Annotated in this window: 18 protein-coding genes; 10 read left to right on the top strand and 8 right to left on the bottom strand. The window is 63.2% G+C overall.

Going from position 1 to position 20,848, the window contains the following annotated elements; translation table 11 throughout:
* Positions 1–382: 382 nt before the first annotated feature.
* Positions 383–742: a VOC family protein gene (locus Q363_RS18730; RefSeq protein ID WP_035353268.1), complete on the bottom strand. Its 360-nt coding sequence runs from the start codon at positions 740–742 to the stop codon at positions 383–385.
* Positions 743–951: 209 nt separating this feature from the next.
* Here Q363_RS18730 and Q363_RS18725 point away from each other — a divergent pair, with 209 nt between their 5' ends.
* The gene (locus Q363_RS18725; RefSeq protein WP_035353263.1) at positions 952–2,721 is read left to right on the top strand and encodes a DUF885 domain-containing protein; all 1,770 of its coding nucleotides are present in this window, start codon (positions 952–954) and stop codon (positions 2,719–2,721) included.
* Between the two features lie 5 nt (positions 2,722–2,726).
* On the opposite strand, the gene Q363_RS18720 is transcribed toward Q363_RS18725, so the two are convergent.
* The 3 genes from Q363_RS18720 to Q363_RS18710 form a co-directional block, all read right to left on the bottom strand.
* Positions 2,727–3,089, bottom strand: a complete 363-nt coding sequence (locus Q363_RS18720; RefSeq protein WP_035353261.1) for an MmcQ/YjbR family DNA-binding protein — start codon at positions 3,087–3,089, stop codon at positions 2,727–2,729.
* Positions 3,090–3,311: 222 nt separating this feature from the next.
* Complete coding sequence (locus Q363_RS18715; protein WP_035353259.1) at positions 3,312–4,898, bottom strand: DHA2 family efflux MFS transporter permease subunit; 1,587 nt, start codon at positions 4,896–4,898, stop codon at positions 3,312–3,314.
* A 234-nt stretch (positions 4,899–5,132) separates the two neighbouring features.
* Positions 5,133–5,453 carry a hypothetical protein gene (locus Q363_RS18710; RefSeq protein ID WP_035353257.1) on the bottom strand — a complete coding sequence of 107 codons (321 nt, stop codon included), beginning with the start codon at positions 5,451–5,453 and terminating at the stop codon, positions 5,133–5,135.
* Between the two features lie 276 nt (positions 5,454–5,729).
* Between Q363_RS18710 and dnaK the strand changes: the two genes are divergently transcribed.
* The 3 genes from dnaK (at position 5,730) to Q363_RS18695 (ending at position 9,051) form a co-directional block, all read left to right on the top strand.
* A complete protein-coding gene (gene dnaK, locus Q363_RS18705; protein WP_035353255.1) occupies positions 5,730–7,640 on the top strand; it encodes a molecular chaperone DnaK in 1,911 nt (636 codons plus the stop codon).
* A 229-nt stretch (positions 7,641–7,869) separates the two neighbouring features.
* Positions 7,870–8,040, top strand: coding sequence for a hypothetical protein (locus tag Q363_RS18700; protein WP_169747037.1), 171 nt, complete (start codon positions 7,870–7,872; stop codon positions 8,038–8,040).
* A gap of 114 nt (positions 8,041–8,154) precedes the next feature.
* Positions 8,155–9,051 (top strand): Fpg/Nei family DNA glycosylase, encoded by an 897-nt coding sequence (locus Q363_RS18695; RefSeq protein ID WP_035353250.1) that lies wholly within the window; start codon positions 8,155–8,157, stop codon positions 9,049–9,051.
* A gap of 78 nt (positions 9,052–9,129) precedes the next feature.
* Here Q363_RS18695 and Q363_RS18690 read toward each other — a convergent pair whose 3' ends face one another.
* On the bottom strand, positions 9,130–10,830 hold the full coding sequence (locus Q363_RS18690; RefSeq protein ID WP_035353247.1) for a hypothetical protein: 1,701 nt from the start codon (positions 10,828–10,830) through the stop codon (positions 9,130–9,132).
* A gap of 154 nt (positions 10,831–10,984) precedes the next feature.
* On the opposite strand from Q363_RS18690, the gene Q363_RS18685 reads away from it, so the two are divergent.
* Positions 10,985–12,226: a DnaJ C-terminal domain-containing protein gene (locus Q363_RS18685; protein ID WP_035353244.1), complete on the top strand. Its 1,242-nt coding sequence runs from the start codon at positions 10,985–10,987 to the stop codon at positions 12,224–12,226.
* A gap of 125 nt (positions 12,227–12,351) precedes the next feature.
* Positions 12,352–13,131, top strand: coding sequence for a LolA-like protein (locus Q363_RS18680; RefSeq protein WP_035353241.1), 780 nt, complete (start codon positions 12,352–12,354; stop codon positions 13,129–13,131).
* Between the two features lie 131 nt (positions 13,132–13,262).
* Here the strand turns inward: Q363_RS18680 and Q363_RS18675 are convergent, their stop codons facing one another.
* On the bottom strand, positions 13,263–14,393 hold the full coding sequence (locus tag Q363_RS18675) for an SDR family NAD(P)-dependent oxidoreductase (RefSeq protein WP_084080520.1): 1,131 nt from the start codon (positions 14,391–14,393) through the stop codon (positions 13,263–13,265).
* A gap of 242 nt (positions 14,394–14,635) precedes the next feature.
* Between Q363_RS18675 and Q363_RS42895 the strand changes: the two genes are divergently transcribed.
* From Q363_RS42895 to Q363_RS18660, 4 genes are all read left to right on the top strand, one after another.
* On the top strand, positions 14,636–14,815 hold the full coding sequence (locus Q363_RS42895; protein ID WP_245632314.1) for a BrnT family toxin: 180 nt from the start codon (positions 14,636–14,638) through the stop codon (positions 14,813–14,815).
* Positions 14,793–15,032, top strand: a complete 240-nt coding sequence (locus tag Q363_RS18670; RefSeq protein WP_035353239.1) for a hypothetical protein — start codon at positions 14,793–14,795, stop codon at positions 15,030–15,032. Before Q363_RS42895 ends, Q363_RS18670 begins: the two co-directional genes overlap by 23 nt.
* A 3-nt stretch (positions 15,033–15,035) precedes the next feature.
* Positions 15,036–15,437 carry a MerR family transcriptional regulator gene (locus Q363_RS18665; RefSeq protein WP_035353237.1) on the top strand — a complete coding sequence of 134 codons (402 nt, stop codon included), beginning with the start codon at positions 15,036–15,038 and terminating at the stop codon, positions 15,435–15,437.
* A gap of 74 nt (positions 15,438–15,511) precedes the next feature.
* Positions 15,512–16,735 carry a glycosyltransferase gene (locus Q363_RS18660; protein ID WP_245632313.1) on the top strand — a complete coding sequence of 408 codons (1,224 nt, stop codon included), beginning with the start codon at positions 15,512–15,514 and terminating at the stop codon, positions 16,733–16,735.
* Between the two features lie 14 nt (positions 16,736–16,749).
* Here the strand turns inward: Q363_RS18660 and Q363_RS18655 are convergent, their stop codons facing one another.
* Both Q363_RS18655 and Q363_RS18650 read right to left on the bottom strand, forming a co-directional pair.
* A complete protein-coding gene (locus Q363_RS18655) occupies positions 16,750–18,717 on the bottom strand; it encodes an ArnT family glycosyltransferase (RefSeq protein ID WP_245632312.1) in 1,968 nt (655 codons plus the stop codon).
* Between the two features lie 79 nt (positions 18,718–18,796).
* Positions 18,797–20,803 carry an ArnT family glycosyltransferase gene (locus tag Q363_RS18650; protein ID WP_084080519.1) on the bottom strand — a complete coding sequence of 669 codons (2,007 nt, stop codon included), beginning with the start codon at positions 20,801–20,803 and terminating at the stop codon, positions 18,797–18,799.
* Between the last annotated feature and the right edge of the window lie 45 nt (positions 20,804–20,848).

The following is a 20,848-nucleotide window of genomic DNA, read 5'->3' as shown; positions in this document are numbered from 1 at the left end:
AACTCCTCTAGCCCGGGATGAAAATCGCAACCTATCATAAGCATGACGTTGGCTCCTTCCTCCACGCGGGAGCCCTGGCCTTTACCTGCCAAAAAGCTTAACCGCTGCCCATGGCCGGAGCCGACGTCGTTATGCAATCAAGACTTTTTGTGGGTTTTTGCGGCTGAAGACGGTTCGCGCTTGGAACGAATGACCCACTCAATGCGATGAAGCCGCACCGAATGAATGGGGCCCTGGCGAGATGGGGATACAGAGGCTCTCCCCTACGTGCCGGACGGCAAAGCCGTCCAGCGCGTAGGTCGAGATGACGTAGTCTCGAGTTCGAGAGGGTGTGCCTTTCGGGCTATGACGCCGTCAGTCGGCTTGGCCCAAAGGGGCGCGTTCAGGCGGACTTGGGTTGCCAGAGGGCGATGTTGGCTCCGGTGGGGTCGGTGAGGATGGAGAAGGCACCCATGTCGGGGACTGGCTGCTCGCGCATGATGATCTTGGCGCCGAGGGACTCGGCCTTGTCGGTGGCGGCTTTGAGATCGTCGACGCCGATGTAGGGGAGCCATGCGGTGGGGGCTCCGGGGACGGTGAAGATGCCTCCGCCGGGGCCGCTGGCGGGCTTGAAGACGGAGTATGTTCCGCCGGGCCCCATATCCATGTCCTGGAAGGTCCAGCCGACGAGGCTTCCGTAGAAGTCCTTGGCTTTGGCGAGGTCGGGCGTGTTGAGTTCGAGGTGAACGAAGGGCTGCGCCATGCTGTTTGTCCTTTCTTGAATCGACGTGGGGACCATACTACCGGGGAGCGGGTGGTGGAAAGGGCCCGGCAGTTGAAATTTTGAAGATTTGTGACGAGCGAGGCGGGAGCTCCGGAGGAACAAATACTCCAGAGGACAAATAGACAAATAAAGGTATGGGATTGCTTTTTTGAATCGTATAGTGGCTGAAACCAAGAGAGGGAGATGCGATGAATCAGCTTTTGAGGCTGTTGGGAGTAGCTGTTGTGTCGATGCTGGCGACCGGTGCGCTTGCGCAGGGGCAGACCGCGGACAGGGCGTGGATTGCGAAGAGCAATGCGTATACGCAGCAGCTGCTGGATGTGCAGTTCGAGCATGCTCCGGAGAGCGGGTCGCGGCAGGGGCTGGTGAAGTTCGACAAGCTGATCAGCAACCCGACGTTGGAGGACCAGCAGGCGAGGCGCAAGCAGCAGGAGGTGGTGCTGACGAAGCTGAAGGCGGCCGAGGCGACGGAGAAGGACAAGAACGTCGTCCAGGACCTGGAGATTCTAGATAAGGCGTTCGACCTGCAGTTTCGGGAGCAGGACTATGAGCTTGCGCACAAGGTGCCGTTCATGAACGCAAGCTCGGCGGTATTTGGAGGACTTCGAGGCCTGCTGGATGACCAGGTGGCGGCGGAGCGCAGGCCGGATGCGGTGGTGAGGCTGCGGAAGTATGCCGGGGTGGAGCCGGGGTACAAGCCGTTCACAGAGATTCTTAAGCAACGGACTTTAGAGCAGATTGCGAAGCCGGGATTGGTGTATCCGTCGAAGGCCGAGGTGGAGACGGAGCTGGGACGGAACAAGAACTATGTGGACGGGATTGCGGCCCTGTTTACGAAGTACAAGCTGACGGGGTGGGACGAGCCGTACGCAAAGCTGAAGGTGGAGCTGGCGGACTACGACGCGTGGGTGAGGACGACGATTCTGCCGAAGGCGCGGACGGATTTTCGTGAGCCTGCGGAGGAGTATGCCCTGGACCTGGAGGGCTATGGGATCGATATTCCTCCGGCGCAGATGGCGGCGATGGCGCATAAGGCGTTCGCGGAGTACCAGGCGGAGATGGCTCCGTTGGCGGCGCAGATTGCGAAGCAGCATGGGTGGGCTTCGACGGACTATCGCGACGTGATCAAGGAGTTGAAGAAGACGCAGATTACGGGCGATGCGATTCTGCCGTTTTATGAGAAGCGGCTGGTAGAGATCGAGGGGATTATTCGCGCGCAGAACTTGGTGACGCTGCCGGACCGGCCGGCGATTATCCGGCTGGCGACGGCGGCGGAGACGGCGCAGCAACCGGCGCCGCATATGACTCCGCCACCGTTTCTGCACAACACGGGGCAGAGGGGAGAGTTTGTGCTGCCGCTGAATATTCCTTCGGCGACGGGAGGGGCGGAGGACAAGTATGACGACTTCACGTTCGACGCGGTGGCGTGGACGCTAACGGCACATGAGGCGAGGCCGGGGCATGAGCTGCAGTTCGACTCGATGGTGGAGCACGGGGTGAGCCTGGCAAGGGCGCTGTATGCGTTCAACTCGACGAACGTGGAGGGCTGGGGGCTGTACTCGGAGTACGTCATGAAGCCGTATATGCCGCTGGAGGGTCAGTTGATGTCGCTGGACCTTAGGCTGCTGCGGGCGGCGCGAGCGTTTCTGGATCCGGAGCTTCAGTCGGGCAAGGTGACTCCGGAGGGCGCGTACAAGGTGCTGGAGAATGATGTGGTGTTGTCTCATGCCTTCGCGACGGAGGAGGTGGAGCGGTTTACATTTCGCGCGCCGGGGCAGGCGAACAGCTACTTCTACGGGTATACGAAGCTGCTGGGGCTGAGGAAGGATACGGAGGCGGCGCTGGGGAAGAAGTTCGACCAGGAGAAGTTTCACGACTTCATTTTGGCGCAGGGGTTGCTGCCTCCGGACCTGATGCGGAAGGCTGTGATGGAGGAGTTTATTCCTTCACAGAAGTAAGGAGCTCAAGAGGATTGTTTGCGGGGCGGCTTGCGTGGTTTGCGGGTCGCCTCATTCTTTTGGCGGCGGAGGTTGTAGGCGGCGAGGAGGGCTCCGTGGAGGATGTCCTCGGAGGCGGGGGCGAGGCGGATGTGGGTCATGCCCATGCGACCCCAGCCTCCGGCGATGGGGAGGAAGATTTCGGGTTGGTCGGTTAGGAAGGACTGCTGGAGCTCGGGGGTGAGCATGAGGTTGCCGTAGCCCTGGGACTGGGAGGCTAGGGTGGCGAAGATGTGGCCGCCGACGCGGAAGTCGGGCGAGCCCATGTGGGAGGACTCCTCGGTGTGGGGGAGGGAGAGGGCGATGCGGCGGAAGTCGGAGGGGGTCATGGGTGGGAGTATGGCAGAGGATGTGGGTATGGCTTGGAAGAATCGGCGGGTGGACGGAGTGAAACCGCAGGTCCTTCGACTCCGCTGCGCTTCGCTCAGGATGACACCTGCGGTAGAGGGGGCGGATTGGGCGAACTACTGAGATTCTTCGCCCATTCGACTTCGCTCAGGGCAGGCTCTTCGGCTCAGAATGACGGACTTGGAAGCGGGTGGTGTGGTGGCTCAGTGGGCTCCGACGGGGGCTTTGCCGGGTTTGACTTTTTTCAGCATCCAGACGGCGAAGACGCAGAAGAAGCTGAGGAGGGAGAGCCAGCGGAAGACGTCGATGAAGGCCCAGTAGGAGGACTGGCGGAGGAGTTCGCGGTAGAGCGTGGCGTGGGCTGGGTCGGCGGCGTTGGCGGGACCGTAGTAGCCGGTGAGGAAGTCGGTGGTGTTTTTGACGGCGTTCTGGAACTGCTGGCCGGTGCGAGGGACGGAGTTGACGATGAGGTTCTGGTGGACGGCCTCGCGACGGGTGATGAGGGTCTGGGCGAGGGCGATTCCTATGGATCCGCCGATGTTACGCATGAGGTTGAAGAGGCCGCTGGCGTTTCCAATCGCCTCGTTGGGGAGGGTTCCGTAAGCGGCGGTGGTGATGGGGACGAAGACGAAGGAGAGGCCGAAGCCGGTGATGAGGATGGGGAGAAGCAGGGTGTGGGGGGAGATTTCGAGGGTGATCTGGCCGAAGTAGAAGGTGGTGAGGCCGAAGATGACGAAGCCGAAGGTGAGGAGGTAACGCGGGTCGACCTTGTTGGCGAGGTAGCCGATGACCGGCATGCCGCATATGGCTCCGATGCCGCGGGGAGCGACAACAACGCCGGCGGTGAAGGCGGTGTAACCGAGCAGCTCCTGGTAGAAGAGCGGGAGGACGACGACGGTGGAGTAGATGGCGACTCCGAAGAGGAAGATGAGGAGGCAGCCGATGGCGAAGTTTCGGTCCTTGAGGATCTTGAGATTGACCAGAGGATTGCTGTGTCTCCAGGAGATCCAGCACCACGAGAGGAAGGCGGCGATCATGGTGGGGAAGGCGAGGCGAATCCATGTGGCCCCGAACCAGTCGTCCTGCTGGCCCTTATCGAGGATGACCTGGAGGAGGCCGGTCCAGACGACGAGGGCTCCGAAGCCGAGGTTGTCGAAGGCGGGGACCTTGGCGTCCTTGATGTAGGGCGGGTCGTGGACGAAGCGGGAGATCATGAAGACGGCGAGGACGCCGACGGGGATGTTGATGTAGAAGGCGTAGCGCCAGGAGTAGGTGTCGGTGAGCCAGCCGCCGAGCGTGGGGCCGAGGACGGGGGCGACGACGACTCCGAAGGCGAAGACGGCGGCTGCGGCTCCGCGCTTGGCGGGAGGGAAGGACTCGAAGAGGATGGCCTGGGAGAGAGGCTGGAGGGCTCCTCCGCCTGCTCCCTGGACGATGCGGGCGAGGAGCATGAAGGGGAGGGTGGGGGCGGCTCCGCAGGCGAAACTCGCGATTGTGAAGACGATGACGCAGGCGATGAGGAAGTTCTTGCGGCCGAAGCGGAGGGAGCACCAGTTGCTGGCGGGGAGGACGATGGCGTTGGCGACGAGGTAGCTGGTGAGGACCCAGGTGGCCTCGTCGTTGGAGGCTGAGAGGGAGCCGGCGATGTAGGGGAGGGCAACGGAGGCGATTGCTGTGTCGAGCACCTCCATGAAGGTGGCCAGCATGACGGAGGCAGCGATGAGCCAGGGATTGACTCCGTGGGCGGCCTCGGCGGAGTGGTCGGCTGGTGCGGCGGCGGCGCTGGACATCGGCTGGGGCCTTCCCGGGGGTGGTCTGGGCTATTTAAGCAAGCGGGTGTTGCGGAGGGACGCATCCCTGAATAGGGTAAGACGCTGATTCACTTATCGGGGTTCTCTTAGTCGGGGTGATGGAAAGGGAGGTGCGGGAGGAAAGAAAAAAGCGGCACGCCTCACCAGTAGAGACGCGCCGCAAGCGGAGAAGCTTTTCTGCGCCGGGAAGGGGGTCACCGGCATGAGGAGGGGCTACTGTCCCCCGTGGACTTCGTAGTGGTGGCCGACGGCGTCGATTTCGCCGAGCGAGGCCTGGGTGCTGGTGCGCTGGACTGGGGTGGGCTGGGTGCGGTGGGGAGTGGGGGCGCGGCGGATCTCGGGTGTGCGGCGATAGTCGAGGTTCTGGAGGCCGGGGGTGGCGGTGAGGTCGGCACCGGAGCGCCAGTTGGAGAAGCGGACGAGGGAGTCGGAGGAGGAGCATCCGGAGAGCAGGCCGGCGATGAGACCGGCGAGTCCGAGGGAGGCGACTTTGAGGAGGCGGCGGGCGGTGCGAGCAGGCTTTCGAGAGGGCATGGCGGAACTCCAAAGGCAAGAATGTATTCAAAATGCAGGGGTTCAGGGTGAGGCGATGGCGGAAGGTTAACTTCGTTGGTTCAGGCGGACAATGACACGATGGTGGCAGGTGGTGGGTTGGAATTTGGTGGGGGAATTGTGGTGAAATTATGCATCTGCATTGCTTGGCAGCACATCAGATAGGTTGACAGTAAGTGACTCAAGGTGGGATGATGCTGAGAGTCAACGAGATTCGGGCTGCGGAGGAACTGCGGCCTGCCGATGGGGAGACAAGTGATGGGAAAGATTATTGGAATTGACCTGGGAACTACCAACTCGTGCGTTGCCGTGATGGAAGGCGGCGAACCGAAGGTGATTCCGAATGAAGAAGGTGGGCGCACTACCCCCTCTATCGTCGCGTTTACGAAGAGTGGTGAGCGCCTGGTGGGCCAGGTGGCGAAGCGCCAGGCAATTACGAACCCGGAGAACACGATCTATTCGATCAAGCGGTTCATGGGGCGTCGTTTTGACGAGGTCAACGACGAGATGAAGATGGTGCCCTACAAGGTGGTGAAGCAGGGCGACCATATCGCCGTGGTGGCGCAGGGCAAGGAGTACACGCCGCCTGAGGTCTCGGCGATGATTCTGCAGAAGCTGAAGAAGGCCGCGGAGGACTATCTGGGGTCGAGCGTGACGGAGGCTGTGATTACGGTTCCGGCGTACTTCAACGACGCGCAGCGGCAGGCGACGAAGGACGCGGGCAAGATTGCTGGTCTGGATGTGAAGCGCATCGTGAACGAGCCGACGGCGGCTGCGCTGGCGTACGGACTGGACAAGAAGAAGGACGAGACGATCGCCGTGTATGACTTCGGCGGCGGCACGTTCGATATCTCGATCCTCGAGGTCGGCGAAGGCGTGATTGAGGTCAAGTCGACGAACGGCGATACGCACCTGGGCGGCGACAACCTTGACCAGCGGATTGTGGACTGGCTGATTGCGGAGTTCAAGAGCGAGAGCGGGCTGGACCTGACGTCGAAGGGCAACGAGATGGCGCTGCAGCGGCTGAAGGATGCTGCGGAGCGCGCGAAGATCGAGCTTTCGACGGCGCAGGAGACGGAGATCAATCTGCCGTTTATCACTGCTGACGCGAGCGGGCCGAAGCACCTGGTGCGCAAGCTCACGCGCGCGAAGCTGGAGTCGCTGGTCGACGATCTGCTGCAGAAGTCGGTTGGGCCGTGCAAGCAGGCGCTGAAGGACGCGGGTGTCGACGCGAGCAAGATCGATGAGGTCGTGCTGGTTGGCGGACAGACGCGTATGCCGAAGATTCAGCAGTTGGTGAAGGAGCTGTTCGGCAAGGAGCCGCATAAGGGCGTAAACCCGGACGAGGTTGTCGCGATCGGCGCGGCGGTCCAGGCGGGCGTCCTGGCGGGCGATGTGAAGGACCTGCTGCTGCTGGATGTGACTCCGCTGACGCTGTCGATTGAGACGATGGGCGGGGTTGCGACTCCGATGATCCAGCGCAACACGACGATTCCGACGAAGAAGACGGAGACGTTTTCGACGGCGGCGGATTCGCAGACCGAGGTTGAGGTCCACGTGCTGCAGGGCGAGCGTCCGATGGCGGCGCAGAACCGGACTCTGGGCAAGTTCAAGCTGAGCGGGATTCCACCTGCTCCGCGTGGCATTCCGCAGATCGAGGTGACATTCGACATCGACGCGAACGGTATTCTGAACGTGACGGCGAAGGACAATGCGACGGGCAAGGACCAGAAGATCACGATTACGAGCTCTTCGGGTCTGAGCAAGGATGAGGTTGAGCGGATGGCGAAGGACGCCGAGGCTCACGCTGCCGAGGACAAGGAAGCGCGCGAGAAGGTTGAGGCACGCAACGGCCTTGACTCGATGGTCTACAACGTCGAGAAGATGCTGAAGGAGTCCGGGGACAAGGTGTCCGGATCGGACAAGAGCGATGTCGAGAGTGCGCTGGAGGATGCGAAGAAGACGCTTAGCGGCGATCCTTCGGCGAAGGAACTAAATTCGGCTCGCGAACGTCTAACAAGTGTGAGCCACAAGCTCGCCGAGGCGATGTACAAGGCGACCGCAGGTGCGCAGTCGGAACCGGTTGCTCATGCCGGATCCGCGGAAGAACCGAAGAAGGACGAAGGCGTGATCGACGCCGAGTATGTGGATGTCGAGGAGAAGAAGTAAGTCGGCATCCAGGGCAGCTGATTTGACGTAGTACCAAAAGAGGGGCTTCCTCAGCGGTAGCCCCTCTTGCTTTACCGGGCCCTGATGGATTGTAGGCGTGCTGCAATTGCGAGACTACTTCCAGGAAGGTGTTGAAAGTGAATAGAAGCAGCAGTAGTAAGGAAGAGAAGTAGCCGATCTGTTGTGGTTAGAAAACCTGGAGCTCAATCGATATACGGGAGGCAAAGCGATGACCGAGACGATGTGGAGATGCGATCAGGTGCGTGCGGGCCAACTTTATAACCGCATGATGTTTGATACGCGGGAAGAGGCGGAGCGTTTCGCGCGCAAGATGCAACAGATGGAACCGGACCAGGTGTTTGCGATCGAAGCGATCGAGGCAAAGCAGGTCTGGAACTAAGGTTCGAACTGGCTAGGCAACATTAGAAGCAATTTGACGGCGACGGCGATTATGGCCGTCGCCGTTGTTCTGTGGCGTAAGTGTTGTGAGGCTCTTTGAGGAGGCTTTGAGGCGATGCCGGAGGGCAACGAGATTCATCGCTGGGCGCAGAGACATGCGGCGGCGTTTGCCGGCAGGACGGTTCGAGTGGATGGGCCGCAGGGAAGGTTTATCGATGCAGATGTGATCGATGGACGAAAGCTGGAACGAGTGATGGCTGTGGGCAAGCACCTGGGGTATGACTTTGGGCGTGACCGTATTCTGCATGTGCACCTGGGGTTGCAGGGCGATTTCACGGAGGGGTCGGGCCCGTTGCCTGAGATGAAGGGGGCGCTGCGGCTACGGATGTGGAATGCGGCAGCGGTGAGGCGGCCGGCGGTGCCGGGGGTGAGCAAGCGGCATGCGTGGTACTCGGAGGACGACGGCGCGGGGCACATCGACGCGGCCCAGATTGCGTGGGTGGAGCTGCGTGGGCCGATGGACTGCTCGATCTACACGCAGGAGAAGTGGGACGGGCTGAGGAAGAAGCTGGGGCCGGATCCGCTGGGCGATGATCCGGTGTGGGATGGGCCGGAGCGGATGATCGCGAAGGTGGCGAAGAGTCGAAAGCCGATTGCGGAACTGCTGATGGACCAGACGATGTTTGCGGGAGTGGGGAACATCTTTCGCGCGGAGTTGCTGTATCGCGCGCGGGTGGGCCCGTTCCGGATGGGCAAGGATGTCGATGAGAAGACGCTGCGGGCGATCTGGAAGGACGCGGTGGCGTTGATGCCGGCGGCGATGATCGATCGGCGGATTGTGACGACGAAGCCGAAGGATCGTCCGCACAAGAAGGGACCGGTACTGAAGGAGGAGGCGCACTACGTGTATCGGCGCAACGGACTGCCTTGCTTTGTTTGCGGGACGGCGGTGAAGAAGATGGAGATGGCGGGGAGGAATCTGTTCTGGTGTCCGGGGTGCCAGGCGAAGTGAATTTTTGAGGTAGAGAAGCGGGTTTCTCCGCTGCGCGGCTGCGCCGCTTCGGTCGAAATGACAGATTGTGGGGAGGTGCTAGTTGAGGACGAGGTAGGTTCTGAAGAGCTGGTTGAGGGCGTAGTCGGCAGGCTTGTCGGGGTAGGGGGCGTTGGAGAGGCGGAAGGCTTCGGCCTCGGAGGGTTGCGGGTGGCCGTTGGGGAGGAAGGGTTTTTCGGCGAGTCTTGCTGCGGGGATGTCGGCGAGGACGTTTCGCCTTAGGAAGAAGCGGATTCCGCGGATGTAGACGGGGCGGTAGTCGGAGAGGAACTCGGGGTAGGCGGCGAGGTTGGTGGTCTCGGTGAAGACCTCGTGGACCTCGATGACGTCGGGCTGGCGCTGGCGGAGGACGTAGGACTGGATGGCGCGGAATCCCTGGCGGGCGAGTACGGGGTCGCAGAGGAGGCCGAGGTCGATGACGTGGACGTTGGTGGTGTAGAGCATGACGGCGCCCATGTCGGGCGCGGCGTAGGTGAGGACGGAGTGATGCGTGAGTTGCTGGAGATTGGTGAGGATGGGAGCGGCGACGGCGACGCGGTTGACGGTGATGCGGGGCATGTAGACGGGAGCCTTTTCTGAGCGCAGGGGCTGAATGCGGGCGACCATGCGGCCGATGGTGAAGAGGCAGAGGGCGGCGGTGACGAAGGTGAGGGCGGCGGGTTTCAGGTTGGGGACGACGGGCAGGAGCAGGAGCGCGATGAGGAAGGGCCAGGCGGGGTAGAAGGAGCGGAAGGGCGGTCCCCAGTTGGGGCCGATGGCGGTGCTAAGGATGAGGCAGAAGAGAGTGAAGAGGAGAGTGAAGCGGAGCTGCCAGGATTCGCGGAGTGGTTGAAGCAGGCGGGTTCGCTGCGGGGCGGAGAAGTAGCGGTAGAGGAGGAAGGCTGCGAGGAGAAGTAGGAAGACCTTCATGGAGGCGAGGATGTGGAGGGGCTCCGTGAGGTGCTGCTCGAGGGCGAGGCGGCGGCCGGGGAACGAATAGGGCGGATTTTGTTTGGCGATGATGGTGTTGGGCAGGAAGTGGCCGAAGTAGTGCCAGCGGATGAGATTGGAGAGGACGAAGACGGCGGCCCAGGAGAGGGCGGGGATGAGCGTGCGGCGGAGGTTTCGGCGGTCGTATTCGGCGAGGAGGAAGGGGACCAGGAGCCAGGCGGCCTCCCAGCGTGTGAGCAGGAGGAGGGAGCCTGCGAGGATGTAGGCGATGCGGCCGGCGCTGGTTCTGGAGGGCAAGAGCAAAAGCATGACGAGGACGAGCGTGAGGATGAGCGGCGTCTCCATGCCGTTGATGGTCTCGTAGAACATCAGTGTGCAGCCGACGGTTGCCGCGGTGAGGTTAGCGAGGGTTTCGGTGGTCCAGGTGGAGAGCCAGCGGCGGATGAAGAGGATGTTGGCGAGGTTGAGAACGAGAGTGGAGAGCTTGGCGAAGGTGAGGAGGGCGGATGGCGAGGGGAGGAGCTTCGCGGCGGCGGCCATCAGGAGCATCCAGAGGGTCGTGGAGTATCCTTCGACGATGCCGGAGCCGGGGGTGGGTTCGATGCGTCCGGTGAGGGCCAAGGTTCGGGCGAAGCCGAGTGTGATGGCGGAGTCGTCCCAGGTGATGGCCCAGAAGCGGAGGGCGACGGCGATCTGGACGATGAGCGCGAGGAGGACGAGCGATCGCGATGCCCAGAGGGCGACGGGCGAAGAGGCACCTGAGGACTGCGAGGGATTGGCAGTAATGATGGCTTCGGTTTGAGCGGGCACATCTCTTAGATTGCTGGCGGAGACGGAACCGTTGACTGGGGAGAGAATTATTAACCGAGGGCTGCGAGGGCGGGGGTCGCTCTATGATGGTGTAAAGCTCGGCGATTGCAGCGTGTTGCGGTGATTTTGGCAAGACTGGAAGTAAGCAGAGACTATGGCGACGACGAAGAGTAAAGACTATTACGGAGTTCTGGGCGTAAAGAAGACGGCAACGGCGGACGAGGTTCGCAAAGCGTTTCGCAAGCTGGCGCGCAAGTATCACCCGGACGTGAACCCGGGAGACAAGAAGGCGGAGGAGAAGTTCAAAGAGATCTCCGAGGCGAATGATGTTCTGAGCGACGAGAAGAAGCGGAAGATCTACGACCAGCTTGGGTTCTACTCGGACAACATCGACCCTGCGGCTGCGGAGGCGGCGGCGCGCGGAGGGTACGGTGGCGCGGGTTTTGGCGGCGGAGGCCAGGCGGGGCGCGGCGGAGCGCAGGAGGTTCCGTTCGACTTCAGCGGGTTCGATTTTTCGGACTTCTCGGGAGGAGGCGGCGGTGCCAGGCAGGAGACCGGCGGCGGAGGATTTGGCGGGAGCTTCCGCGACATCTTCAGCGGGATGTTCTCCGGGGGGCGCGCGGCGGCTCGGGGGCCGCAGCCGGGGACCGATCTCGAGTACCAGGTGAGCGTCGACTTCTGGACGGCAGTGCGCGGAGGCGTGACTCGGCTGGAGATCCAGCGGCACGAGATCTGCCCGACGTGCAAGGGCAAGTCGACGACGGGCGGCAGCATGGAGTGTCCTGAGTGCCACGGCACGGGCCAGGTGACGCAGATGGGCGGGCGGATGAAGTTCAACATCCAGTGCCCGAGGTGCGGTGGTTCGGGCAAGATTCAAAACACGTGCCCAACGTGCGACGGCGAGGGCGTGGTGACGAAGAAGGAGCAGCTTGAGTTCCGCATCAAGGCGGGTACGCGCGATGGGCAGAGGATACGGCTGGCAGGCAAGGGCAATGCGGGAACCAACGGAGGACCGGCAGGTGATCTGTACCTGATCATCCGGGCGGGGACGCATCCGGTGTTTACGCGGGCGGGCGATGATATTTATGTAACGGTTCCGGTTACGATTGCGGAGGCGGCGCTGGGGGCAAAGATCGATGTTCCTACGATCGACACGCACGAGGGCGGAGGAAGGACGCAGCTGAAGATTCCGCCGGGGACGCAGACGGGTCAGAAGCTGCGGCTGAGGGAGAAGGGCGTGCCTTCGGCCGTGCATGATGGCAAACGTGGAGACGAGATCGTAGAGGTGAAGATCGTTGTGCCGAAGGTGCAGGATGAGCGGTCGAAGGAGATTCTGCGCGAGCTGGCGAAGCTGAATCCTGAGGACCCGAGGGAAGAGCTGTTTGACAAGGTCTGAGGCTGCGGGCGACGGCATTCACGGATAAATCTCGATTTTGACACGCTGCGTTTGCACTGGAAATGGTGCAGCTGTGATGGAATCGCCTCGTAAGAGGGAGTTCAAACCATCACGGGGGTGTTTCCATGTGGCATCGGGCGGGTGGGCTTGTGTTGGCGGGATGGGTGGGGATCGCGGTTGTGCTGGGCGCAGTGGAGTCCAGGGCGCAGGGTGCGCCTTCGGGGGATGTTCCGTCTGCGGGCGGGACGGCGGAGGAGATTCTGGCGCGCATGGCGGCGAGGAATCTTGAGCGGCAGACGCTGCTGGAGCGCTACACCTCGGAGCGGGTGTACCGGGTGGAGTACAAGGGGACGGGCGGAGAGCACCGCGCGGAGATCGAGGTCCATGCGGAGTACACGGCGCCGGGGACGAAGCACCTGACGGTAGTCTCGGAGTCGGGCTCGAAGGTGATGTGCGAGCGGGTGCTGCGGCGGCTGGTGGTGAGCGAGGAGGAGTCTTCGGACAAGGCGAACCGGATGCAGACGGCGCTCTCGACGGCGAACTACGCGGTGGAGCTGGAGGGCGAGGAGACGGTGGATGGGGTGCGCGCGTGGGTGCTGCGGGTGACGCCGAAGGTGGATAACCGGTTTACCTATCGGGGCAGGGTGTGGGTGAGCGAGGAGGACTATGGGCTGGTGCGCGTGGTGGGCGAGCCGGCGAAGAATCCTTCGTGGTGGATCAATCGGGCGAGCTTTGAGGCGAGGTATGTACGGGACGAAGGATTCTGGCTGCCAGAGAGGAATGTCTCGGTGAGCCATGTGCGGATTGGCGGAGAGGCTCGGCTGACGATCGAGTATGGGGTGTATCACATCGTGTCGAGCCACGTGGAGGGGCCAACACAAACGGCTCTCCTACGAGGCCGATAGATACTCCTTCTTCTTCTCACGAATTTGTTTAAAGCAAACCGCAGATCCCATTCGGCTTCGCTCAGGGCAGGCTCTTCGGCTCCGCTCAGGATGACACATCATTGAACGTGGCTGGAGTTAATGACCTTACATCAGGGCTGATCGGAAGGCGTGGGCCAGGTTGCGGCGCCGGTCTTGGGATCCGTTGCGTCGTCGCGGTTGGCCTCTTTCGCGGGTTCGGTGTCGAACGGGATCGGGGTCTGGTCGGGCTGATCTTCGTGGATTCGGTGGAGACGGTGGTGGTCGAGGGTGCGGAGATTGAAGCGGAGGGGGAGCTGGTCGCTGACAGGCGACTCGGGCAGGATGTACTCGTTGGCGAGGGCGGCAAGGAACTGGGTGGTGGCAGGCGCGACGCCGGCGATGCGTGCGGCGAGCCAGGCCTGCGGGGTGATGGTGATCTCGGCGCGGCCGGCGGCGACGGCGTAGTAGATGCGCTTGGCGGCGTGGCGCGCGGAGGCGGCGACGACGGGCGTGGTGGCGGCGAGGTTGAACCAACGCGACTCTTTTTTCTCGTCGCCGACGAAGCTGGCGTGGACGTGGGAGCCGGTGCGCATAAGGCCTGGGCAGACGGTGGTGACGCGGATGCCTTTGTGGCGTAGCTCGGCGTGTAGGCCCTGGGAGAAGCCGACGAGGGCGAATTTGCTGGCGACGTAGGGGAGAAGGTGGGGGACGGGGACCTTGCCTCCGATGGAGGCGATGTTGGCGATTGAGGCGGGCCGCTCGTGTGCGATGCGGAGCATGTGGGGCAGCGCGGCCTGGGTGGTGTGGAGCGCGGCGAAGAAGTTGGTGGCCATGGCGCGGCGATAGGCGGCCAGGGGCTGGTCTTCGACGGGGCCGACCTCGATGATGCCGGCGTTGTTGATGAGGACGTCGATGCGGCCGAAGTGGGCGATGGCGTGGTCGATGAGGTTTTGGGCCTGGTCGGGGTCGGTGAGGTCGGCGGGGATGAGGAGGACGGACTCGGGGGAGCGGACGGCGTGGCGATCGAGCAGAGTATAGCGCGCGCGCATGAGCTCATCGACATCGCGGGCGGTGAGGATCAGGCGGCAGCCGGCGCGGCCGAAGCGCTCGGCGAGGGCGAGGCCGAGGCCGCGGGAGCCTCCGGTGATGAGAACGACGCGTTCGTCGGTATCGCGGCGTGTAGTGCGGGAAGCGAGAGCGTAGGCGGCTGCGGCGGCGGAGAGGCCGGCGAGGAGCTTGAGGGCTGTGGAGGAGCTTTTCATGATTGACCTGACCGCATGACAGAAGAAGGCGTTTTTTGTAGACCGATTTCGTACAGTCGGGCGATAGACTCAGTCAAGATTAGATCAGGACGAAGCCGGATACGTTGTCGAACAGGACAGAGTTATTCGATTTTTGATGGAGTTGTGTTTGAGTGGGACCGGGCGAAGGCGGCGTCTAATCTTCGGAACACGGCGTGAGCTTCGAAGAAGGCGCGACGGTATTCGCGGATACGGACGGTCTTATGATCTCCGATCCGGATCATTCGGAGGACGAATCAAGGTTTCTGCTTGTTGGGCGGTCGCTGGTTCGGCGAGTATTGGTGGTAGTTTCTGTGGAGCGAGGCGAGAGGATTCGATTGATCAGCGTTCGCAGGGCGACGCCGCAAGAGAGGAGGACTTATGAAGAAGGCGGTAAAGATTGACGCAGATGAGATGCGGGCAGAGTATGACTTTTCGAGCGGAGTTCGGAATCCTTATGCCGCGCGGTTTGCGAAGGGAACCAATCTTGTGCTGATTGAGCCGGAGCTGTTCCGGGCGTTTCCCAGCGCTGAGGCGGTGAACGAGGCGCTGCGGATTCTGCTGAAGGCTGCGGTGCAGGCGGTGAAGGCGAAGTCTCAAAGGCAGGCGAAGGCGAGTTAGTCCATGGCGACGAAGCGGAAGAGCAAGGGCGCGTACATGATCTCGGCAGTGGCGGAGATGTATCAGATTCATCCGCAGACGCTGCGGCTGTATGAGCGCGAGGGGTTGTTGCGGCCTTCGCGCAGTGAGGGAAACACGCGGCTTTATACGGACGAGGATCTGGAGCGGCTGGAGTTCATCCTGAACCTGGCGCGGGACCTGGGAGTGAATATCGCGGGGATCGCGGTGATTCTGCAGATGCGGGAGCGGATGGAGGAGATGAACCGGCAGATGCAGGGCTTTGTGGACTACGTGCGGACGGAGATGCTGACGAGGATTCACCAGCAGCAGGGGCCGGCGGCGGGACTGGTTCCGATGCGGCGTCCGGTGGTCGTGCCGCCGATGGGGCCGGTGAAGAAGAAGTAACGATACTCCTTGCTGACGAGTGGTGCTGACGGGTGCGGCAGCGCGATAGACTTGAAGGCTGGGAGATTCTTCGCGTGCCAGCCTGCTGGCTGGGCGCGTCATTCAAGATGGAAATATTGCTTCAGGTTCTGTTCTGGCTGGCTGCTGCGGGTACGGTCACCTCTACGATCTACTGCCTGATGGTGGTGGCGGCGGCGGTGCGCTTTGGCCTCAGGAGACGGCGCGCGGAGCGTGAGGCAGCGGTCACGACATTTCTTCCTCCGGTGAGCGTGCTGAAGCCGCTGCATGGCACCGAGGACGGGATGGAGCGGAATCTCGAGAGCTTCTTTGAGCAGGACTATCCGGAGTTTGAAGTGTTGTTCTGTGCGCGGCACGAGAGCGACGCCGGGTTGCAGCTGGCGCGAAAGGTGGGCGAGCGCTACCCAGGGGTGGATGCGAAGTACGTAACGTGCGGGGAGCCGACTCCTGAGTTTCATAACGCGAAGGTGTTTTCGCTCGAGAAGCTGGATTCGGTGGCACGCCATGAGCTGTACATCACGAGCGACGCCGATGCGAGGGTGACACCGGACTATCTGCGGAGGATGGTGCAGAACCTGCAGGACCCCACGGTGTGGCTGGCCTCGAGCGTGTACTTGGGGACGGTGCATCGTGGGGCGGAGGCGAGGCTTTCGTCTCAGCTGGACGCTGTGGGCAAGAGCGTCGAGATGAGCTCGGGCGTGATGGTGGCCGATATGCTGGAGGGCACGAAGTTTGCGCTGGGCGTGACGATGGCGGTGCGGAAGGAGGCGTTTGCTGAGGTGGGCGGATTCGCGGACCTGGGCCGTTACTATGCGGACGACTTTGTGCTGGGGAACCGGCTGGCGGCGCAGGGCAAGGGAGTGCGGCTGGCGACGCATGTGATCCGGCTGCTGGTGGAGGATATGCCGTTCGGGCTGTCGTTCCGCAATCAGCTGCGGTGGATGCAGAGCACGCGGAGGTCGAGGCCGTGGGGGCATCTGGGCAGTGGGCTGACGTTTGCGATGCCGTTCGGGTTGCTGGGCCTGCTGTGGGGATTTCTGAGCGGGCATGCAGCGCTGGGAGTGGTGTGGCTGGCGGCGATGGTGGTGAATCGCTGGGTGCAGGCCGGGACGGTGCTGCGGGTGATGGGAGATGTGGATTGGGTGCGCGGGACGGTGATCTACCCGCTGCGGGACCTGCTGGGCAGCGTGCTCTGGATGGGGAGCTATGGGGGCGACCGGTTTTACTATCGCGGGCAGACGTATCGGCTGCGCGAGGGCGGACGGGTCGAGGCGCCCTAGCGTTGCCTTAGCGTTCAGCGATTGGTGAGGATGGTCTTGCCGCCGGAGGAGGCGAGGGTGTGGACCTGGCCGAAGGGGGCGAGATCGTGTGCGCGGGCGGTGGGGTTGTAGGTCAGCAGGAAGATGCGATCAGGGCCGGACCAGCGGAGGTGGAGAGAGTCTTCAGTCTCGAAGATGTGTGGGGCGTCGGGCCAGAAGGAGCCGTACCAGAGGCCGTTGACGTCGCCGTTGACGAGATGGAGCTGATGGCGCGTGTAGAAGAGGAGGGAGGAGCCTGAGGTCAGCTCGCCGTCGAGGATGATCTTGTCGGACGGACGGGGTGCGGCGGCGTTGATGGCGAGGGCGAGGCCCTTGGAGCCGAGGATGGGGTAGAAGCGGGCGAGGCCCTCGTGCGTGGCCAGCAGGGTAAGGGTCATGGCGGCGGCGAGGGTGAGGTTTGCTGCGCAATGGAGGCCGCGGCGCCGGAGGGCGAGGCTGCCGAAGCCGATGGCGAGCATGCTGAGGGCGACGGCGGCGAGTGGGCCGCGGAAGATGCCCATGGCGGCGCCGGTGAGGTCGAAGAGGTGACCGAGGGAGAGGTTGTAGAACTTCGGATTCGCGGCGATCAGCGAGGCGATGTCGGTGCCGGGCACGGGGCGCGGCGCGGTGATGGCGAAGTATCCGCAGACGAGGGCGACGAGGGTGGTGAGGGGGACGAGAAACCAGAGAGTCCAGCGAGTGATGCTGGCGCGCGCGGCGTGGGAGTCGTTGCGGAGGCTGGCGTCGGCGCGGGCGAGGAGGCCAGCGGCCATGAGGGCGAGCGCGGGGAGCGCGGGGAGGCTGTAGTACTCCTGCCGGCTGGAGAGGGTGAAGAAGCCGAGGACGAGTGCGGCCCAGAGGGTGAGGGAGAGGGCGGTCTCGTGCTCGCGGGCGGTGAGCACGGCACGGTGGCGCAGCTCACGGAGATGCGCGGCGAAGGCGGGGAAGAGGAAGGCGGTCCAGGGCAGAATCCAGAGTGCGCTGAGGAGCCAGAAGAGCGGAACGGGGACCTGGCCGTAGTCGTGGGGGATGCGGCGGCCGAGGAAGCGGGCGATGTGCTCGTTGTAGAGATAGAACCAGGCCCAGCCGCCGTGGGCGGGAAGGCCGAGGCCGGAGGGCAGCGGGATCGCCGGGGTACGGAGTGCGGCGAGGATGTGCCAGGGCGCGGCGATGGCGAGAAAGACGGCGGCACTCGTGACGAGGTGAAGGCGCGCGAGCAGGCGAAGCTGGCGGGTGAGCGCGAGGTAGCAGAGGACGAAGCCGATGGGGAAGACGAGGCCGATGAGTCCCTTGGTGAGGACGTTGAGGGCCATGACGGCGGCGAAGGTGGCGCAGGGGACGAGGGCGGAGCGGTTCTCGCGGATGCGGTCGAGCGCGATGAGGAAGAGGTGGACGCCGAGCGTCATCCAGAGGGCGAGCAGGATATCGGGGATGTAGAAGCGCGTGTAGAGATAGGGGCCGATGCTGGTGGCGAGTGCGAGCGCGGCGTAGAAGCCTCCGCGGTCGGGGGCGTGTTCGGGCGAGACGAAGCGGATGAGGCGGATGCCGAGCGCGTAGACTGCGAGAAAGAGGGCAAGGGTTCCGAGGGCGAGCGGGAGTCGGGCGGCCCAGTCGTAGGGGCCGAAGATGTGCATGGAGCCGGCGGCCATCCAGTACATCAGCGGGGGCTTGTCGAAGAAGCGCACACCGTTGATGTAGGGGGTGACGTAGTCGTGGCGCACGAGCATCTCGCGGGCGATCTCGGTGTAGATGGAGTCGACGTCGTCGAGCAGGCCGGGGTTGAAGAGGCCGCCGATCTGGAGAACGAGCCAGGCAAAGACGATGATGGCGATGGAGCGGGGAGTCCAGGGATGGGCGGACGGAAGTGCAGGCGCCCGATGCGCTAAAACGCGCGTCTCTTCGGCGGGGAGTGGGGCGGCGGGGAGAGGATGGACGGCGACGAATTGAGCGACGGCTTGATCCACGGGGGTAAGGCGATTGTTTCGAGTTCAGGTTTGGTTGTCGATGAAAAACGGTCGGGAGTTATTCGATGGTGCCGGTGTTCTAATGCGCGTTGGCAGAGGAGGCGGGCAGGTCGAGCGGGCGATCGGTGAAGAGAGCCTTGCCGGAGGTCTCGGCGAGCAGGACCTTGTTGTTTCCGAGCAGGCTGTCGACCTCGTCGCGCTTTTCGAGCGGGACGAAGAGGATCTTGCGTGAGCCGCTGCCCCAGCCTCTTACCAGATCGTCGTGGGTGAGGAAGATGGGCGGAGCGTCGGGGAAGGTTGAACCAAACAGCATGGACGTGGAGCGTCCGTCTACAAGATAGACGATCCGGCCGAGATAAAAAGGGATCGAGGAGCCGTAGGCCTGGTCGCTGTAGAGGAGGACCTGGGTGTCGGGGGAGACGGCGCGGTCGTCCTCAAGCTGCTGAATCTTCTGGGCGAGGTTGGCCGAGGAGAGCATGGGGCCGAAGCGGATCAGCGCGATATGAGCCGCGACTAAAAAAACTGTGCTGGTAAGGGCGATCGCCGTCGTCGAGGCGAGATGGCGGCGTTTGGTGCGGAGCCACCATGCGAGGGCGGGGCCGACGGCGAAGGCGAGGGCGGCGAGCGAGGCCGGGAGACGGAGCGCGGCGAAGCTGGGGCCGGTGAGGTCGAAGAAGTGCGACATCGAGAGGGTGTAGTCGCCGACGCCGCGGTGAGCGAGGAGTTCGCCGATGTCGGGAACAAAGGGGAGGTGGCGGGAGCTCCAGAGGCCGTAGCCGAGGGCGATGGCGGCGGCGATGCCGACGACCGTGTAGGTGGCGTGGGCGAAGGTGATCCAGCGGCGGGAGGAGGGGTCTTCGTCGTAGAGGCTCTCGGAGCGGGAGAGCGCGGCTGCGGTGAGGGCGAGCAGCGCGAGGTAGGCGGGGAAGGTGTAGTACTCCTGGTTGGTGGAGAGGGAGAAGAAGACGAGGACGAGGGCGGCGTAGATAGCGAAAAGGAGAGTGGCCTTTGCGGGGAAGCTTGCCGCGAGGGGCCGCCGTTTGCGAAGGCGCCAGGCTTGAAGGAAGCCGATGGGAGCGAAGAGGCTCCAGGGGAAGAGCCAGACGAGGTGGAGGCTCCAGAAGAGGTAGCCGGGGAGCTTGTTGTAGTCCTTGGGGTAGCGCTTGCCGAGGAAGCGGAGGACGTGCTCGTTGATGAAGTAGAACCAGAAGAAGCCGTGGCCGTTCATGCCCCCGGTGTTGCGCAGGCCGGCGAGGATGTGCCAGGGGGCGGCGATGACGAGGAAGAGGAGCAGGCCGGTGAAGGGCTTGAGCCTGCGCCACTTGCGCCACTCGCCGGTGAGGGCGAGGTAGATGATGGCGGCTCCGAAGAAGAAGACGAGGGCGACGAGGCCCTTGGTGAGGACGGCGAGGGCGAGGGCCGTCCACATGGTATAGGCGTAGAGTTTGCGGGTGGAAGAAACCGCAGATCCTTCGACTCGCGCTTCGCGCTCGCTCAGGATGCCACTTTCTTGGATGCCACTCCCTCTGATGCCACTTTCGTTGATGCCACTCTCTTGATCGAAAGATCGCAGCAGGCAGTAGAGGGCAGTCGAGAGGAAGAGGGAGAGCAGGACCTCGGGGATGTAGATGCGGGTGAAGAGAAAGACTCCGGCGGAGGTGAGGACGGCGAGGCCGGTGTAGAAGGCGGCGCGGTCGCCGTAGGCGCGGCGGCTCCAGTGATAGCCAAGCAGGGCGAGCAGGAGGACGCCGATGGCTTCGGGGAGATGGGCGGCAAAGGTGTTGAAGCCGAAGATGCGGAAGCTGATGGCGTCGAGCCAGTAGGGGAGTGCGGCCTTCTCGAGGTAGCGGATGCCGTTGACCTTGAGCGTGACCCAGTCGCCGGAGAGGGCCATGTGGCGTGCGGCGTTGGCGTGGGTGGCATCAGCGTCGTCCAGCAGCGGCGGGGCGAAGAGCGCGGCGAAGTAGATCGCGATCCACAGGCCGGCAAGGGTGAGGAGGGCGGTCGAGCGGCGGGGTCTGCCGAGGGGCACTGCGGCAGGCGTGGGCGCGGCCTGCGGTGCGGAGAGGGTTGAATTGGTCGGCATGAGAACGCTCTTTACAGGATAAATGGGTAAGACAGATAAATCGAC

This window comes from Edaphobacter aggregans DSM 19364, assembly GCF_000745965.1.
GTDB classification, from domain to species: domain Bacteria; phylum Acidobacteriota; class Terriglobia; order Terriglobales; family Acidobacteriaceae; genus Edaphobacter; species Edaphobacter aggregans.
Note: the sequence above shows the minus strand (reverse complement) of the source record. Positions and strands in the feature narration are given on the sequence as shown.